The sequence below is a fragment of the Bradyrhizobium sp. JYMT SZCCT0428 genome (assembly GCF_018131075.1).
In the GTDB taxonomy this organism is placed as follows: domain Bacteria; phylum Pseudomonadota; class Alphaproteobacteria; order Rhizobiales; family Xanthobacteraceae; genus Bradyrhizobium.
The window spans coordinates 39,095-55,581 of sequence record NZ_JAFCLS010000015.1; the positions used below are offsets into that span (position 1 = coordinate 39,095).

General features: G+C 63.0%; 19 protein-coding genes. 7 read left to right on the plus strand and 12 right to left on the minus strand.

Annotation, left to right across the window (positions count from 1 at the left end; genetic code table 11):
* The first annotated feature begins 309 nt into the window (after positions 1–309).
* The gene (locus JQ575_RS17185; protein WP_212034415.1) at positions 310–1,296 is read left to right on the plus strand and encodes a DUF808 domain-containing protein; all 987 of its coding nucleotides are present in this window, start codon (positions 310–312) and stop codon (positions 1,294–1,296) included.
* Between the two features lie 50 nt (positions 1,297–1,346).
* Here JQ575_RS17185 and JQ575_RS17190 read toward each other — a convergent pair whose 3' ends face one another.
* The 3 genes from JQ575_RS17190 to JQ575_RS17200 form a co-directional block, all read right to left on the minus strand.
* Positions 1,347–1,550: a hypothetical protein gene (locus tag JQ575_RS17190; protein ID WP_212034416.1), complete on the minus strand. Its 204-nt coding sequence runs from the start codon at positions 1,548–1,550 to the stop codon at positions 1,347–1,349.
* Positions 1,551–1,692: 142 nt separating this feature from the next.
* Positions 1,693–2,769 (minus strand): HlyD family secretion protein, encoded by a 1,077-nt coding sequence (locus tag JQ575_RS17195; protein ID WP_212034417.1) that lies wholly within the window; start codon positions 2,767–2,769, stop codon positions 1,693–1,695.
* A complete protein-coding gene (locus JQ575_RS17200; protein WP_212034418.1) occupies positions 2,766–3,287 on the minus strand; it encodes a MarR family winged helix-turn-helix transcriptional regulator in 522 nt (173 codons plus the stop codon). Before JQ575_RS17200 ends, JQ575_RS17195 begins: the two co-directional genes overlap by 4 nt.
* A gap of 74 nt (positions 3,288–3,361) precedes the next feature.
* Here JQ575_RS17200 and JQ575_RS17205 point away from each other — a divergent pair, with 74 nt between their 5' ends.
* Complete coding sequence (locus tag JQ575_RS17205) at positions 3,362–4,891, plus strand: DHA2 family efflux MFS transporter permease subunit (RefSeq protein WP_212034419.1); 1,530 nt, start codon at positions 3,362–3,364, stop codon at positions 4,889–4,891.
* A gap of 49 nt (positions 4,892–4,940) precedes the next feature.
* The gene (locus tag JQ575_RS17210; protein ID WP_212034420.1) at positions 4,941–5,255 is read left to right on the plus strand and encodes a hypothetical protein; all 315 of its coding nucleotides are present in this window, start codon (positions 4,941–4,943) and stop codon (positions 5,253–5,255) included.
* 97 nt (positions 5,256–5,352) lie between these two features.
* On the opposite strand, the gene JQ575_RS17215 is transcribed toward JQ575_RS17210, so the two are convergent.
* Together JQ575_RS17215 and JQ575_RS17220 are read right to left on the minus strand one after the other, a co-directional pair.
* Complete coding sequence (locus tag JQ575_RS17215; protein ID WP_212034421.1) at positions 5,353–5,556, minus strand: hypothetical protein; 204 nt, start codon at positions 5,554–5,556, stop codon at positions 5,353–5,355.
* 215 nt (positions 5,557–5,771) lie between these two features.
* The gene (locus JQ575_RS17220) at positions 5,772–7,334 is read right to left on the minus strand and encodes a 2-isopropylmalate synthase (protein WP_192737943.1); all 1,563 of its coding nucleotides are present in this window, start codon (positions 7,332–7,334) and stop codon (positions 5,772–5,774) included.
* A 527-nt stretch (positions 7,335–7,861) separates the two neighbouring features.
* On the opposite strand from JQ575_RS17220, the gene JQ575_RS45710 reads away from it, so the two are divergent.
* From JQ575_RS45710 to JQ575_RS17230, 3 genes are all read left to right on the plus strand, one after another.
* Complete coding sequence (locus tag JQ575_RS45710) at positions 7,862–7,993, plus strand: hypothetical protein (RefSeq protein WP_283842621.1); 132 nt, start codon at positions 7,862–7,864, stop codon at positions 7,991–7,993.
* Between the two features lie 125 nt (positions 7,994–8,118).
* Positions 8,119–8,568, plus strand: coding sequence for an MgtC/SapB family protein (locus JQ575_RS17225; protein ID WP_212034422.1), 450 nt, complete (start codon positions 8,119–8,121; stop codon positions 8,566–8,568).
* A 110-nt stretch (positions 8,569–8,678) separates the two neighbouring features.
* Positions 8,679–8,936 carry a hypothetical protein gene (locus tag JQ575_RS17230; protein ID WP_192737945.1) on the plus strand — a complete coding sequence of 86 codons (258 nt, stop codon included), beginning with the start codon at positions 8,679–8,681 and terminating at the stop codon, positions 8,934–8,936.
* A gap of 88 nt (positions 8,937–9,024) precedes the next feature.
* On the opposite strand, the gene JQ575_RS17235 is transcribed toward JQ575_RS17230, so the two are convergent.
* From JQ575_RS17235 to JQ575_RS17260, 6 genes are read right to left on the minus strand one after another with little or no spacing between them, the layout of a single operon-like run.
* Positions 9,025–9,951 carry a polyphosphate kinase 2 family protein gene (locus JQ575_RS17235; RefSeq protein WP_212034423.1) on the minus strand — a complete coding sequence of 309 codons (927 nt, stop codon included), beginning with the start codon at positions 9,949–9,951 and terminating at the stop codon, positions 9,025–9,027.
* Positions 9,948–10,940, minus strand: coding sequence for a branched-chain amino acid ABC transporter permease (locus JQ575_RS17240; RefSeq protein WP_312015950.1), 993 nt, complete (start codon positions 10,938–10,940; stop codon positions 9,948–9,950). Before JQ575_RS17240 ends, JQ575_RS17235 begins: the two co-directional genes overlap by 4 nt.
* Positions 10,937–11,818, minus strand: a complete 882-nt coding sequence (locus JQ575_RS17245) for a branched-chain amino acid ABC transporter permease (protein ID WP_192737948.1) — start codon at positions 11,816–11,818, stop codon at positions 10,937–10,939. Before JQ575_RS17245 ends, JQ575_RS17240 begins: the two co-directional genes overlap by 4 nt.
* Positions 11,819–11,830: 12 nt before the next feature.
* Positions 11,831–12,535, minus strand: a complete 705-nt coding sequence (locus JQ575_RS17250; protein ID WP_212034425.1) for an ABC transporter ATP-binding protein — start codon at positions 12,533–12,535, stop codon at positions 11,831–11,833.
* Positions 12,536–12,537: 2 nt separating this feature from the next.
* On the minus strand, positions 12,538–13,305 hold the full coding sequence (locus JQ575_RS17255; RefSeq protein WP_212034426.1) for an ABC transporter ATP-binding protein: 768 nt from the start codon (positions 13,303–13,305) through the stop codon (positions 12,538–12,540).
* Positions 13,306–13,323: 18 nt separating this feature from the next.
* Positions 13,324–14,634, minus strand: a complete 1,311-nt coding sequence (locus tag JQ575_RS17260; protein WP_212034427.1) for an ABC transporter substrate-binding protein — start codon at positions 14,632–14,634, stop codon at positions 13,324–13,326.
* A 270-nt stretch (positions 14,635–14,904) separates the two neighbouring features.
* Here JQ575_RS17260 and JQ575_RS17265 point away from each other — a divergent pair, with 270 nt between their 5' ends.
* On the plus strand, positions 14,905–15,732 hold the full coding sequence (locus tag JQ575_RS17265; protein WP_212034428.1) for a FadR/GntR family transcriptional regulator: 828 nt from the start codon (positions 14,905–14,907) through the stop codon (positions 15,730–15,732).
* 26 nt (positions 15,733–15,758) lie between these two features.
* Here JQ575_RS17265 and JQ575_RS17270 read toward each other — a convergent pair whose 3' ends face one another.
* Positions 15,759–16,469, minus strand: coding sequence for an NUDIX hydrolase (locus JQ575_RS17270; protein WP_212034429.1), 711 nt, complete (start codon positions 16,467–16,469; stop codon positions 15,759–15,761).
* Positions 16,470–16,487: the final 18 nt, after the last annotated feature.

The window sequence follows — 16,487 nt, forward strand, 5'->3', positions numbered from 1 at the left end:
CATTCCCCATTGGATCGTGCGCACACTAGAACAAGATCGGTTCTGATCAAATCAGAACCGATCTTGCTCCAGATCTCTGTTCTTGACGCGTTTTCTTGACGCGAACCGGTATCCACTTCGCTCGAAAACGCTATAGCCGACGTCTCCGCGCGTTGAAACCTCGCGCGCTGAACCGCAGGTCTGGATTGCGTCGAAAAAGCAGATCGTGAAAGTCAGCCCAATGCTGTAAAAGCCGATCCGCTGTCAAAGCTCAATCTGCGGAGGGTCACGCTCGGCGAGGAACCCGCGAATCATGAACGGGATTTATCGATGAGCGTCGGATTGATCGCCCTTCTCGACGATATCGCGGCGATCGCAAAGGTGGCAGCGGCTTCCCTTGACGATGTGGTCAGCCAGGCCGCCAAGGCGGGGGTAAAGGCGGCCGGCGTCGTCATCGACGATACCGCGGTGACGCCGGGTTACGTGATCGGATTCGCGGCCAAGCGCGAGCTACCGATCGTGGGCAAGATCGCGGCGGGATCGCTTCGCAACAAGCTCCTGATCCTGCTTCCCGCTGCACTGGCGCTCAGCTACTTCCTGCCCTCGGCGATCACGCCGCTGCTGATGTTTGGCGGGGCCTATCTCTGCTACGAAGGCGTTGAAAAACTGTACGAAGCCGTCATGCCCCATCATGCGCACCAGCATGAGGCCGAGCTCGGCACGGTGGCGTTGCAGGCGCAGACGCTCGAGGACCAGAAGGTCGCGAGCGCGATCAAGACCGACTTTATCCTTTCGGCGGAGATCATGGCGATCACACTGGCGGCCCTGCCCGCTGGCAGCATCCTGAAACAGGCCGTCGTGCTGGCGGTTGTCGCAATCGTGATCACTGTCGCGGTCTATGGCCTGGTGGCGCTGATCGTGAAGGCCGACGACGCCGGTGTGGCGCTGGCGCGCAACGACAATGTCTCAGCAATCGCCAGTATCGGCCGCGGTCTGGGACACGCCCTTGTCCGGGGCATGCCCATCTTCCTGATCTTTCTCAGCGCCATCGGCACCGCCGCCATGATCTGGGTCGGCGGCGGCATCATCTTGCACGGCATGGAGGTGTACGGCCCGCCGTCCATCCGTCATGGCGTCCACGCCGCGACCGACGCTGCGGCCCATGCCCTGCCGGCGGTCGCCGGTTTGCTCAAATGGATCGTCGAGGCGGCCATATCCGGGATCATTGGACTGGTGGTCGGCGCTGCCTCGATCCCGATCATTGGATTTGCCGTTGCGCCGGCGTGGAAGCGATTGAAACAGCTTCTGCCGGGCTGACAACAAAACGCCCAGGATTGATCGCTCAGCCCTGGGCGACTTGCGTATCGCTATTTTGGAATGCAGGTACCGCCAGTGTGCCCCGGATAAAATAACGCGCCGCAGACGGAACCACCGGTAACCCAGACCCCAAAGCCGTAGCCTCCAACCCTAATTTCGATTCCGACGTAGCCCTTGTCGGCAACGACGGTGACGGCGCCGCCGTTCACGGCATCGAGTTCGTCCATGCTCAGTTCGTTGATTGCATTGCTCATGTCGCGCTCCCAAATCGGCGGGGGAATTCCCGACCTCCAACGACTGCAACGTTAGGGTGCTGCAAGGATTGCTGCCGTGATGGATGTCACGAATGCCGGCGCCGACCTGCTTGCCGGACGAGCCAGGGCCGCGCGCCCCGGGTTATTCCGCCTTGGTGGTCTCTTGCGCGGGGTTCGCCGCAACCGCAGGTCCGCCGCCGAGCAGCCTTGCGAGGCTGCGGGCGCGCCTGGTGTCGATGCTGACATAGGCGGTCATGCCGGCGCGCAGCGGCGGCTCGCCGGGCCGCGCAACCAACTGCAGCCGCACCGGCAGGCGCTGCACGACCTTGACCCAATTGCCCGAGGCGTTTTGCGCCGGCAGGATCGCAAACTCCGCGCCGGTCGCCGGGCTGATGCTTTCCACCACGGCGTCCCAGGTGATTTCGGGGTGCATATCGAGCACGACCTTGGCCTTCTGCCCCACCGTCACATAGGTCAGGTCCGTCTCCTTGAAATTCGCCTCCAGCCAGGGTCTGCGGTCGGTGACCAGCGCGAACAGCGGTGTCTGCGCCTTGACCTGCTCGCCGAGCTGCAGCTTGAAATTGACCACCACGCCCGCTTTCGGCGCCTTGATCTCGGTATAGGCAAGGTCGAGCGCGGCGCGATCGCGTACCGCCAGCTTTTCGCGCACCGCCGCGAACGCATCGGTCGGCCGGTCGGGCCTGCCGCCGAGGGCTGCCTCGACGCGCGCGATGCGCTGGTGCAGCACGGCGACGCGATCTTCGCCTTCCTGCTCCTCGCTGTTGGTCTGCTCGACCTTCGCGGTCGAGGCGACGCCGCGTCCGGACAATTCACGCTGGCGCCTCGCCAGGGACTGGAGATACGACAGCTTGTTCTCCGCTTCCTTTGTCTCGGCCCGGATCTCGCGCAGGCTGGCCTTGAGCTGCTCGACGGCGGCGCGCGCGGAATCAATTTCGGCTTCGGCCTTGGCGAGCGCCAACTGGTAGGGCGTCGGATCGAGGCGAAGCAGCACGTCACCGGCGGCGACGGCCGAATGATCGTGGATCCGCAACTCGGTGATGCGTCCCTGAACCTCGCTGGCAATCTGGGCGATGTCGGCCTTGACGAACGCGTTCTCGGTCGAGATGTGGCGGCCGCCCTGCAGCCAGAACGCCAGCGCGCCCACCAGGACCAATAGAGGCACGCCAACCAGCGCCAATCGCTTCATCCGCTTGGTCATGGCACGGCCCTGCCGTTGAGCCGGCTTGTCGCCACGGGAGCCCGCTTTCGCGGGGCCGCCGCCAACTCCCGCTGCGCACCCTCGCCGTCATCCGCCGACACCAGGGTTTTCTTGATGCGCTGCAACAAAGCCATCAGCTGTTTGCGTTCGGGACCGGCGAGATCGGCCAGCCCGGCATCGACCGTATCCTCGGCGATACGCCAGATCCGCTTGTGGACCCGCTCGGCCTCCTTGGTCAGATACACGCGCTTGACGCGGCGGTCGTCCGCTTGCGTGCGGCGTTCGACCCAGCCATTGGCCACCAGGCGGTCGATCATGCGGCCGGCGGTGGCCTTCTCGACCTCCATCATCTCGGCCAGTTCGGAATGCGAGGCGCCGGGGCGCCGGTGCAGGCGGGTCAACACCAGCCATTGTGCCCGCGTGATGCCGAGGCGGCGCACGCGGCGATCGAACTCGGTCCGCAACAGGCGGGCAACGTCCGAAATCACAACCCCAATATATTCATCGGTATTCGACATGGCGCTGTTGTAGCCGCCCTGAAATTAGTAAGCTAGGTTAGTATCTGACAGCTGCTGCCGCAAGGGACATCGCCTTGAGTTCCACCAGCATGGAGGCCGAGGACCCTGCCGGGACCATGTCCACGGCGCAGCGGTATTTGACGCTGATGACGGTCGTGCTCGGCTCTTCGCTGTACGGCACGGCGCTGCTGACGACATCGACCATCCTGCCGCAGATGCAGGGCGCGCTGTCGGCGACCCAGGACGAGGTCGCCTGGGTGATGACCTTCAACATCCTGGCGACCGCTGTCGTGACGCCGATGACGGGCTGGCTGGTGTCCCGCTTCGGCAGCAGGCGCGTGATGGTGTGGTCGGTCGGATGGTTCACGCTGGCGACGCTGCTCTGCGGCATGGCGCAATCGCTCGAGGGGCTGGTGCTGTGGCGCATCCTGCAGGGCGGCGCCGGGGCGCCGCTGGTACCGCTGTCGCAGTCGATCCTGTTCGCGACCTTCCCGCGCCGCCAGCACTCCATGGTGATGTCGATCTTCGGCATGGCGGTCGCGGTCGCGCCGGTGTTCGGCCCGGTGTACGGCGGCTATCTCGCCGAGGCGCATAGCTGGCGCTGGTCGTTCTACATGCTGGTGCCGATCGGGATCGCGGCCACCATCGGAATGGCCTGGACGCTGCCTTCCGACAACCAGTTGACCAAGGTCCGCTTCGACTGGACCGGCTTCATCGCGCTGGCGACCGCGCTGGCGGCCATCCAGCTGGTGCTCGCGCGCGGCGCGCGGCTGGACTGGTTCGACTCGACGGAGATCGTGGTCGAATGCCTGATTGCCGGCATCGCGTTCTATGTTTTCCTTATTCACAGCCTCGGCGCCCGCAATCCGTTCGTGAACCTGAAACTCCTGACCGACCGCAATTATGCGATCGGGCTGGCGCTGGTGACGATCTACGGCATGCTGAACTTCACGCCGATGGTGTTGCTGCCGCCGCTGCTGCAGCAGCAGGCCGGTTATCCCGACGCCCTGGTGGGACAGGTGATCGGATCGCGCGGCCTCGGAATGCTGGTCGGTTTCATGTTCGCCGGCTTGATGAACCGGCTCGATCCGCGCCTCACCATGGCCTTCGGCTTTGGCCTGCAGACCGTGGCGGGGCTGTGGATGCTGACCTTCGACCTCAACGTCACGATGGAGATCCTGGTCATCAACAGCGTGATCCAGGGATTTGCCGTCGGCGTCGTCTGGGTGCCGATCACGGCGGTCGCGTTCGGCACGCTGGACGCCAAGCATTATGCGGAAGCGTCCGCCATCTTCCATTTGCTGCGCAATATCGGATCGAGCTTCTTCATCTCGCTTTCGATCGCCGAAATCGTGCGCACCTCAGGCACCAATTACAGCCGGATGACCGAGATGATCTCACCCTATAACCGCGCGCTGACGACGCCGGGCCTGACCGGCGGGTGGAATTTCGACACCGTGCCGGGCCTTGCCAAGGTAGCCAAGGAGATTGCCCGCCAGTCGATGATGATCGGCTATCTGAACGCGTTCACGATGTACACGGTGACGTCGGGCCTCGCCGTCCTGTTCGTCCTGATGGTCCGGGGCCGCAAGACGGCGGCTTGATGCGAGGCAAGATCACCGGTTTCTTACGGACGCCGGCCGTCGCGTTTCCGTGATAAGTGTTTCGCAAACCGGCTTTGATGAAACAATTCTGTCCACCAACGAAGCCATTTTAGTGATCTGGCGAACACTTCCTGAAACCATTGTCAGGCATACTGAGGCGTTACTGAAGAAGCAATTTCACCAGACCAGCGGTGGCATCCTCAACGAAGTGGAACACGCCATGCTTTCAGAAAAATTCTTTCTGCTGTTGGAAACCCTCCGGAGCGAGGCCGAGCGAAGTCCGACCTATTCGGACGGCAGCACAAGAGTGATCAGCACCTCGCCGCACGTCCCGGTCCAGCTGCCTGCCGCCAGCCGGAAGTAGAACGGGCTTCGGCCAGTCGCGCTCTCGTGCCGCCCAAACGCACGACGCCGCACCCTGTTAGGCACGGCGTCGCTTCGCGGCAACCTTGGCTGACCGATCAACCCACGTTCTTCGGGCCGATCGGGAAATCACCCTTCGGGCCGGGCTTCGGGTCGAGCGTTCCATCCATGATGCAGTAGCCAATTCCCAATGCAACGCCCAAGGCGATGAAGGGAAACCAGCCGCCGCTGACCTGGTCCAGTCTGGCATCAGACAACTGGGCAAGACCGTCGGCGTTCAGGGTTGCTTGCGTGTTGGCCATCATTGTCTCCTCAATAGGCCGTCCACCCCCCGACGCCCATTCAAGGGCCTGAGATCGTCGAGGGTCGGCATCGAGGCTGGCCAAAACCGGATGTTTGCGCTGTGACTGGAATCACGGTGTCAGCCCGCCACTGCGTTCAACCCGAGCACCCAACGCAAAAACGCGGCGCCAAGGCGCCGCGTTTCGCTATCGCTCATTCGTCACGTGCGTAGCGATCAGCTCGCCACCGCCGACGACGGCATGTCGCGCTCGCGCTTCATGACGATCTTGTTGAGTGCGCCGAGATAGGCTTTTGCCGAAGCCACCAGCGTATCCGGATCAGACCCCTTCGAGGTCATCGAGCGGCCTTCATGGGCGAGCCGCACTGAGACCTCGGCTTGAGCGTCGGTGCCTTCCGTGACCGCGTGGACCTGGTACAGCTCGAGCTTGGCCTCGTGCGGCACCAGCGCCTTGATGCAGTTGAACACCGCATCGACCGGGCCGTTGCCTTCGGCTTCCTCGATCTTGATCTGGCCGCCGATGTCGAGCTTCATGGTAGCGCGCTGCGGCCCATGGGTGCCCGCGATGACAGTCAGCGACGTCAGCTTGATACGGTCATGCGAGTTGGCGATTTCCTGGTCGACCAGCGCCTCGATGTCCTCGTCGTAGATGTCCTTCTTGCGGTCGGCCAGCGCCTTCATCCGCACGAACGCGTCTTCCAGCTGGTTGGCGCCGAGCTTGTAGCCCATCTCCTCCAGCTTGTGCACGAAGGCGTGGCGGCCGGAATGCTTGCCCAGCACCAGCGACGACTTCTTCAGGCCGATCATCTCGGGGCGCATGATCTCGTAGGTCGAGGCGTCCTTCAGCACGCCGTCCTGGTGGATGCCGCTTTCATGGGCAAACGCGTTGCGGCCGACGATCGCCTTGTTGTACTGCACCGGGAACGAGGTTGCCGCCGACACCAGTTTCGAGGCCCGCGTCAGCATGGTGGTGTCGATCTTGTTCCACCACGGAAACACGTCGTTGCGGACGTTCATCGCCATCACGACTTCTTCCAGCGCGGCGTTGCCGGCCCGCTCGCCGATGCCGTTGACGGTGCATTCGATCTGGCGCGCGCCGCCGGCGATACCGGCCAGCGAATTCGCCACCGCCATGCCGAGGTCGTTGTGGCAGTGTACGGAGAAGACCGCCTTGTCGGAATTCGGCACCCGCTCGATCAGCGTGCGCATGAAGCGGGTGTATTCCTCGGGCGTCGTGTAGCCGACGGTGTCGGGAATATTGACCGTGGTGGCGCCGGCCTTGATCACGGCTTCGACGATGCGGCAGAGATAGTCCATCTCGCTGCGGGTGGCATCCTCGGCCGACCATTCGACGTCGTCGATCTGGTTGCGGGCGCGGGTGACGTTGGCGATCGAGAGCTCCATCACCTGCTCGGGCGTCATGTTCAGCTTGACGCGCATGTGCAGCGGCGAGGTCGCGATCACGGTGTGGACGCGGCCGCGCCGGGCGAATTTCACCGCTTCGGCGCAGCGGTCGATGTCCTTTGGATTGGCGCGCGACAGGCCTGCGATGACGGAATTCTTGGAGCGGCGGGCGATCTCGCTGACGGCCTGGAAATCCCCTTCGGAGGTGATCGGAAAACCGGCCTCGATGACGTCGACGCCCATGTCGTCGAGCATCTCGGCGATCTCGATCTTTTCCTCGAACGTCATGGTGGCGCCGGGGCACTGCTCGCCGTCGCGCAAGGTGGTGTCGAATACGATTACGCGGTCCTTCTCGGACTTATTGGCTGTGGTCATCTGCAACTTCCTTTGGGTGGTGCGCCGTTTTTGGGCGCTGAAGGGTTCCTTGATCTCACGCAACCCCTGAGTGCCCAGGCGCAACCGCCCAGACGGCCCTCAGGGGCCGATAAGAAGCAGAAGCCCGCCAATAAGGAGGGTGGGCAAGGACGCAGCCGGAATCGCGAGAGCACGAACGGCCGAGGCCGATCCACCCTGAACTCCAACATTTTCGCTGCGAATCAGCATTGCCAGACCCTTGAGGAGACGAAATCCTTAGCCAAAACCATTGACGGTTCGTTGCCGGGACTACGTTCCATGGCCGTTCTAGACGAGAAATATAGCCGGCCGCAATGCCAAAAGATGGTCAGGATGGATGACCTAACGGGCCAAACGCGCCGCAGGGTAAACGGCATCCTGCCGTCAGCCCCCGGGACACGCACCCGTGAGGGGACCGACCTCTCCTTCCCCGTCGTTGCGCCGGGTTGAAAGCCAGGCCGCGCGAACCATCTCTAGCGAGGGTGGAGATTTGTAAAATGGAGCGGCGCATGAGCCCTCGGTTTCTCCTGCTGACCTTGCTGGCGGCCTTTGGCCTTGCGGTTCTGTTTGCAACGCTCACGACGGTCCGGCAGCTGCACATCCAAACGTCCGCGATCACGCAACCGCAGCACCGGGGTTGAGCGGACCGGATACGCCTTACGCTGATGTCACATTTGTTCCACCATCCCTGAGCGCTTAAAGCCGCATGGTGATGCGTGGATGCCGACTGTATGACCGGTGATCGGTTCATGGACGAGGCACGCGGTTGGACAGGTTTCAGATCGGCAGTCACTTTATTGCACTCGCCGCCGCCTTCGCGCTCGCGGTGCCGATCGGCTGGGATCGCGAGAAGCGGGCGCGAAGCGCCGGGTTGCGAACCTTTCCGCTCGTCGCTTTGGCCAGTTGCGGCTTCGTGCAAGCCAGCGAAAACCTGCTCGTGCATTCACCCGACGGCATGGCGAAAGTCATCGAAGGGCTGATTACCGGCATCGGCTTCATCGGCGGCGGCGCCATTCTCAAACAGGGCACCTCCGTTCACGGCACCGCGACCGCCGCAAGCCTGTGGGCGACCGGTGCGATCGGCGTTTCCGTCGGCCTCGGCAGTTATGACGTCGCCGTCACGGTTGCCATTTTCACCTTCCTGACGTTGCGCCTCCTGACGCTCGTCAAGGACGAGAGCGATGAAGGCGAAGGTGGCAAACCCGATCGGACCTGACGGGGTGACAGCTGAAGGTGCCTTGTTGCGTTAGCCGCTGCCTCAACTTTTGCGTAAAGCCGGTTTATGGACGTAAGCTGCCGGGTACCGATCCGACAGGAGGCTGTCCCATGCCAAAGAAGGGGGTAACGGGCCATGACGAGTGGGTGGTGACCCAGGCACTCGCCACGGCCCTGGTCGCGCTCGAACAGCTTCCGGAGAAGATTCAGCCGCGACCCCATATGGAGGACTTGCGAAAACTCCTGATTGCCGGCTGCGCCCCCGGTAGCGAGGGTCTGCATCTGGCCCAGGCGAAGTGCCGGTTGTTCCCACAAACCGACCCGGAGACGATCTACCGGGAGTATGGCCTGGAGGGCGGTCGGGACTGAAGGGTCAGTAGGATGGGTAGAGCGCAGCGAAACCCATCGCTCTCTGCGCCGCGGATGAAATGGTGGGTTTCGCTGCGCTCTACCCACCCTACTTCTTCGCAACCTCACCCTTCTCCTCCGCCAGCAGCGCCTCGCGTACCTGCTTGAACTCGCTGCGGTCGGCCTTGTCGACCTCGGGGAAACGCAGATCCAGCCTGTCGAGCGCGCTGACGATAGTCGAGCCGATCACGACGCGGGCGAACCATTTGTGGTCGGCCGGCACCACATGCCATGGCGCGTGGCGCGCCGACGTGTGACGGATCATGTCCTGGTAGGCGGCCTGGTATTTTGCCCACAGCTTGCGCTCGGCAATATCGGCCAGCGAGAACTTCCAGTTCTTGGCGGGCTCGTCCAGCCGGGCGAGAAAGCGCTCGCGCTGCTCTTCCCTGGAGATGTTGAGGAAGAATTTCAGGATCACGGTGCCGTTGCGCGCGAGGTAACGCTCCATGCTGGAGATATCCTCGAACCGCTCGCGCCAGATGTTCTTGGTCACCAGTTTTTTCGGAATCTTCTGCTTGCCGAGAATCTCGGTGTGCACGCGCACGACAAGGCATTCCTCGTAGTAGGAGCGGTTGAAGATGCCGATCCGGCCACGCTCGGGCAGCGCGATCATGCTGCGCCAGAGAAAATCGTGGTCGAGCTCCCTGGTCGATGGCTGCTTGAACGACGTGACCTCGCAGCCCTGCGGGTTGATGCCGTCGAACACGCTCTTGATCGCCGAGTCCTTGCCGGCGGCGTCCATGCCCTGAAACACCAGAAACATCGACCAATTGTCCTGCGCGTAGAGCTTTTCCTGATAATCGCTCAGTCGCTTGCGGTTGGCCTCGATGATCTTCTCGCCCTTGTCCTTGTCGAGACCGCCCTTCTCGCTGGTCTTGTGCGATTTCAGGTGAAATTCGCTTGTCCCGTCAACGCGAAACGGGGCGACAAAGGGTTTCAGGGTATCGCCAAGCGGTTGCTGTGATTTCTTGCTCATGAGGCCACGGGCTTCTGCTCCCCAGATTTCTTGGGTTGCGTCTTGAACCGATCCATGACGCTACCAAGAATGCCCTTGGGAAGGAATATGATGAACAGCACCAGCAGCACGCCATAAACGAGGTTGTCCCAGCCCACCGCCTTGGTCCCGAACCAGATGCGCAGAAATTCGGCAAGCAGGATCGTGATGATGGCGCCGACCGTCGGCCCGAACGAAACGTAGACGCCGCCGACGATGACGGCGAACACCATCTGCAGCGACACGGCGATGCCGCTGACCGTGTCGGGCGAGATGAACATCTGGTACTGGCAGTACAGCGCGCCCGCCAGCGCCGTCATCAGCGCGCTGATGATGGTGATCTTGAGTTTTTCGAAGGTGACGTTGACGCCGGCGGCGGCCGCTGCGTCCTCGTCGTCCGAGATCGCCTCCATGGCGTAGCGGCTCATGCTGCGGTCGACCCATTGCCAGATCAGAAGTCCGACCACCCAGACGAACAGCGCGATCAGATACCACGTCGTCTTGTCGTCGAACTGCAGCGCCAGCAACTGGCTGCCCTTGGTGCGGTTCGGCGTGTAGCCGAGCGAGCCGCCGGTATAGTCGCGCGTCGCGGTGATGACCTGCAGCACGATGCCGGACAGCGCCAGCGTCACCAGCACGAAATAATGCCCGGTGATGCGGAATCGGAAACATGGATAGGCGACGATGACCGCGAGCACGCCCGCCGCCACCATGCTGAGCGGAATGCCGATCCACGGCGAGACGCCGAGATGGTTCCAGAGCAGCGCCGTGACATAGGCGCCGACGCCCATGAAGCCGCCATGGCCGAGCGACACCAGGCCGAAGCGACCCATGATCGACCACGAGGTGTAGGCGAACGACCAGATCAGGATCAGCACCAGGATGTGCAGATGATAGGGGTCGCGATAGACGAAGGGCAGCGCGATCAGCGCCGCTATTCCGACGGCCCAGGCAATGGTTCGTGCGTTCACGAGCGCCTCGCGAAAAGGCCGGCGGGCCGGATGAACATCATGACGATGAAGAAGGCGAAGGCGAGCACGTAGCCCCATTCGAGGTCGGAGAACAGGCCGCCGAGCGAAATGATCTCGGCGAACACGAACGCCGCGATGAAGCCGCCCACGAAGTTGCCGAGCCCGCCGAGCACGCAGATCAGGAAGGTGATCGGCCCGAACGACAGGCCGACAAAGGGATGCACGTCGTATTGCAGCACGAGGAGACAGGCCGCCAGCCCCGCCAGCGCGCCGCCCAGCGCCGAGGTGACGAGGTAGATGCGCTTGGTGTCGACGCCCATCAGCGACATGATCTGGCGGTCCTGTGAGATGGCGCGGATCGCGGTGCCGGTATAGGTGCGGGTCATGAAGAAATAGACGCTGACCATGCCGATCAGGGCGGCGGCAAAGGACAACAGCCGCGAATAGCTGAAGTGCATCTCACCGAGCGCCAGTACCGGCAGGCGGATGCCGAGATTGCGGAAGTCGATGCCGAAGGCGACGGTGGCAAAGCTCTGCAGGATGAACAGCACGCCGCCGGTGGCGAGCAGCTGGTTGATCGGCGGCGCGGTGAGCAGCGGCGCGATCACGATGTAGTGCAATGCTGCGCCCAGCAGCGCGACCAGCAGGATGGTCAGCGGCGCCGCCGCCCAGTACGGCAGGCCGTAAAACTGGACCAGATAGTACATGCCGTACATACCGATCATGACCAGCTCGGCATAGCAGATCCAGGTCACGTCGATGACGCCGAAGATCAAATTGAGCCCCAGCGCCAGCAGCGCCAGCACCCCGCCGAGCAGGATGCCGTTGACCACGGCTTCCAGCAGATAGATGTCGAAGATATCAAGAAATCCCTGCATCGCTTGTCTGTCCTAAACGCCGAGATATGCCTGCTTGATCGTGTCGTTGCTCATCATCTCCGCCGAGGTGCCGGACGCGCGGATGCTGCCGGCCTCGAGCAGGTAGGCGCGGTCGACCACGCGCAGCACCTGCTGCACGTTCTGCTCGACGATCAGCACCGTCAGCCCGCTGGCGCGGATCCGCTTCACCAGTTCGAACACCTGCTGAACCACGACCGGCGCCAGGCCCGCCGACGGCTCGTCGAGCAGCAGCAGTTTCGGGTTCGACATCAGCGCGCGGCCGATCGCGCACATCTGCTGTTCACCGCCCGACATGGTGCCGGCCATCTGGCTGCGGCGTTCCTTCATGCGCGGAAACAGGTCGAACACGAATTCCAGCCGCTCGGCATATTTGGCGCGGGCGCCTTCCATGTAGGCGCCCATCTTCAGATTGTCGTCGACCGTGAGCCGCGGAAACAGCCGGCGGTTTTCCGGCACATGGGCGATGCCGAGGCTGACGATGCGATGCGCCGGGGTCGCCAGCACGTCGGTGCCTTCCATCGAGATCGAGCCTCTGGTGGGCCGGATCAGGCCGGAGATCACCCGCATCAGCGTGGTCTTGCCGGCGCCGTTGGGGCCGATCACGCCGACCGCCTCGCCCGCCTTGACGTCGAGGCTGACGCCGAACAACGCCTGGAAGGTGCCGTAACCCGCATCGACCGATTTCAATTCGAGCATGCCTAGTCCCCTGCCCGCCGGCGCGCTTCCCCGGCCGCAACCTGGGTCGAATCCGCATCGGTGCCGAGATAGACCTCGATCACGCGGGGATCGCTCGACACCGCACTCGGCAAGCCTTCGGAAATCTTTTCGCCGTGATCGAGCACCATGACGCGATCGACCACCCGCATCAGCACGCCCATGATGTGCTCGACCCAGATGATGGTGATGCCGAGTTCGTCGCGGATCTTGCGCAGCATGTCCGCCGCCGCATCCATCTCTTTCTCGTCGAGGCCGCCGAGGCTTTCGTCGGCGAGCAGAAGTTTCGGCCCGGTCGCCAGCGCTTTCGCCAGTTCGAGCTTCTTCAGGCCGGCGGCCCCGAGGCCGTCGACGGTGGCATGGCGATTGGTGGTCAGGCCGACCATATGAAGCGCCTTTTCGGCGGCCTCGTTGGCCTTGGCACGACTGTGGCTGCCCTGGCCGTAGTAACCGGCCAGCGCCACGTTTTCGAAGATGCTGAGCCGGTGAAACGGCCGCGGGATCTGGAAGGTGCGGCCGATGCCGCGGTTGATGATGCGATGCGGCGCGACGCCCGCGATCTCCGCGCCGTCGAACAGAATCGAACCGGCGGTCGGGACCAGCGTGCCCGACAGCATGTTGAAGATCGTGCTCTTGCCGGAGCCGTTCGGCCCGATCAGGCCGAGAATCTCGCCCTGCTCGACCCGGAACGATACGTTGTTGACCGCGGTGAAGCCGCCGAAGCGCTTCACCAACCCGTTCACCGTCAGCACCCCAGATACTCCGCTAACCTACTGGCTGCTGAAGGTGGTGCCCTTCGGCAGGGGCAACACGGCCTCGCGTTGCGCCTGGCTCTTCGGCCACACCACATACGACTTGTCGTCGACATACTGGATCACCACCGGGAACGAACGCTCGTTCTGGCCGGCCATCTGCTGGCCTTCGCCGTAGAACTTGACGCCGAAACCGAGCATGGTGCCGCCTTCCGGCAAATCGACTTCGAGCGAGGCCTTGCGCAGCGCCTCGGGATCGACGCCGCCATATTTCTTGATCGCGCGCGGCAGCACTTCGGTCATGAAGACGTAGGTATTCGACGCGGCCATGCCGACATGGGCGGAGCGGATGGCGACGCCGGGCTTGGCCTTGTCGAATTCCTCGCCGACCATCTTGATCATCGGCGGCAGCTTCGGATCCATCGACTTCTGGTTGGCAAGCCAGATCGAGATCGGGTCGGTGTTGAAGACGTAGTTGACGTCGGCGCCGAGGCCTTCCTTCAGCTTCTCGTAGACGCCATAGCCAGCGCCATGGCCGACCAGCGCGCCGAACTTCAGGCCCTGCTCGCGCGCCTGGCGCAGCAGCAGCGTGATGTCGGGGTTGTAGCCGGTGTGGAAGACCACGTCGGGCCGGCCGCGCTTCAGCTTGGTGACGAGCGCGGACAGATCCGGCGCGGTGGCGGAATAGCCCTCCTTCAGGACGACGTTGAAGCCGGCCTTCTTGGCGCCCGCCTCATTGCCCTTCGACACGTCGACGCCATAGGCGCCGTCCTCATGGATGATCGCAACCCGCAGGTCCTTCGGCTCCTTGCCGAACTTTTCCTTGGAGTTCTGGGCGATGAAATCCATCGTCATCAGGCCGAACTGATCGCCACTGGCCTGCGGACGGAAGATATACCTGAAATTCTTGTCGGCGAGCACCGCCGAGGAAATGCAGGTGGTGATCCACATGAACTTCTTCAGCTGCTCGACGCGGGCGGCCACCGGCACGCATTGCGCCGACGAGAAGAAGCCGAGCAGCATGTCGACCTTTTCCTGCTCAACGAGGCGGATCGCCTCGTTGATGGCGACATCGGGCTTGCTCTGCGCGTCGGCGTAAACCGCCTCGATCTTGTAGCCTTCGACGCCGGTCTTGCTGAAATGGTCGAGCATGATCTTGGCGCCGGTGTACTGCAGCTCGGAACCGCCGCCGGCCAGCGGGCCGGTCAGGTCGTAGATCACGCCGATCTTGATCTTCTTTTCCTGGGCCTCGGCGGCAACCGCCATCCCCAGCACCGCCACCGCGGCGGACAGCCCGACAAACAGGCGCGCAACCTTGTGCCCCGGCATCAAATCCTCCCTGTATATGGTGCGATGCACCTTTTTGTTTTTGTCTTCTTTTTTCGACATCACACGGGTAGCGCCGTGTGATGTCAAGGCAATAACCGAGGTTACACTGTCGCGGCACCTCGGCATCCGAAAATATCACTCGCAGCACAACCGATGCGCGTAGCGCTCATTCATCGGATGTTAAACATCGGATGATTGCTAGCATACATCACCCATGCTAGCAAATCGCAAATCTCAGCCAAATCTCAACAACGTCAAGAGGAGAAGGGGGTGGCCAAGCCGAAGAGCGCCGACAAGCGTGTCAAGCCGGGGCGCATTCGCAACGTGTTGACGACACTCGGCCGCGAAATTGCGCAGGATCTCATTCCGGTCGGAGCGGCCCTGCCACCGGAGCCGGATCTCGAAACCCGCTTCGGCGTCGGACGCGGCGTGGTGCGGGAGGCCATCAAGACGCTCGCCGCCAAAGGACTGGTCAGCGTCCGCCCCCGGCATGGCACCCACGTGCTGCCGCGCAGTGAATGGAGCCTGCTCGACCGCGACGTTCTGAGCTGGCTGGTCGGCAAGGACGAGCCGGGCCGCGATCTTCTGCTAGCCATCCAGGAAGTCCGCTCGATCATCGAGCCGGCGGCCGCGGCGCTCGCCGCCGAGCGCGCCACCAAGAACGACCGCTGGCGGATCAATGCGGCTTTGGCCGCGATGGAAACCGCGCAGGACCAGGCCAGCACCATCGCCGCGGACAAGGCGTTTCATCTCGCGATCCTCGACGCCACGCATAACCCGGTGCTGCAGGGCTTCCGTGGCGCCATCGACACCATCCTGAGCACGGTTTTCATTGTCGCCGTGGGCAGCGCCGGCTGGTTCCGGGACAATTTGCCCAACCATGCCGCCGCCGCACGCGCGATCGAGAGCGGCGACGCCGAGAAGGCGCGGATCGCGATGGAGCGGGTGCTTGGCTACACCAAATTCAAGCTGTCGAGCCGCAAGGCGGCGACCGCGGCCGAGCGACGGTCGGCCGGCACAACCACAAGCGCTTCAACGAAGAGAGTCGTCGTCAAGAAAGCGGGCGCCAACAAAAAGAAAAAGCGCCATGCGTCGTAGTATGAAGCGTTCGATCCATATCCCAGTTACGCCGCAAACTGCGCCTCAATGAACGCCGTCACGAAGCGTGGCATTGCCGAGGTGAGATCGCGCGTTCCGCGCACCAGATGAATGGCCGACAATTCGGGCGATTGCTGTAAGGCGAGATTGGCCTCGATCCGGCTGCGCAATGCCTCGCCCGACATATCGACGTGCAACAGCCGGATCATTGCCAGCGCTGGGCCGGTGTAGACGCAGTGCCAATCCGGATCGCTCCGGTATTCCCCCGGCACGAGACCGGTTTCTTCCTCGAGTTCGCGCGCCACGCTGCCGGATATGTCGAGCGTGCCATCCCTGACGTCGTCGAGATCGGGCGTGCCTGATGGAAAATAGATTCGTCCGGCGGTGGATGTGTGGCTTCCCATTTCGCCAAGCACGAACGCGCCGTCGGCGCAGCGCAGCGCGCCCATCCCGAAACCGTTGAACACGTCCTTGTCGGGAAACTCCCAGTCGCGCCAGGCCAGGAAGCTGGCGAAATCGGTCTCGAAATAGCTCGCGCTGAGGCGCCCACCGGCAAACACCGGATGACGCCCCATCAGGATACGCCCGTTCCACAATTTCGGCTTGTCGCGCTGCAGTTCGGCAAAGTGCGCCAAAATCTCCGCCCGCCGCGCGGCGGCGAACGGCCAGGACCAGGATTCGACCGGCAGGTCGAGCGAGGTAACGCGATGAATGACCGGTGGCGCCGTGCCATTCATCGCCGCATCACTTCCGAC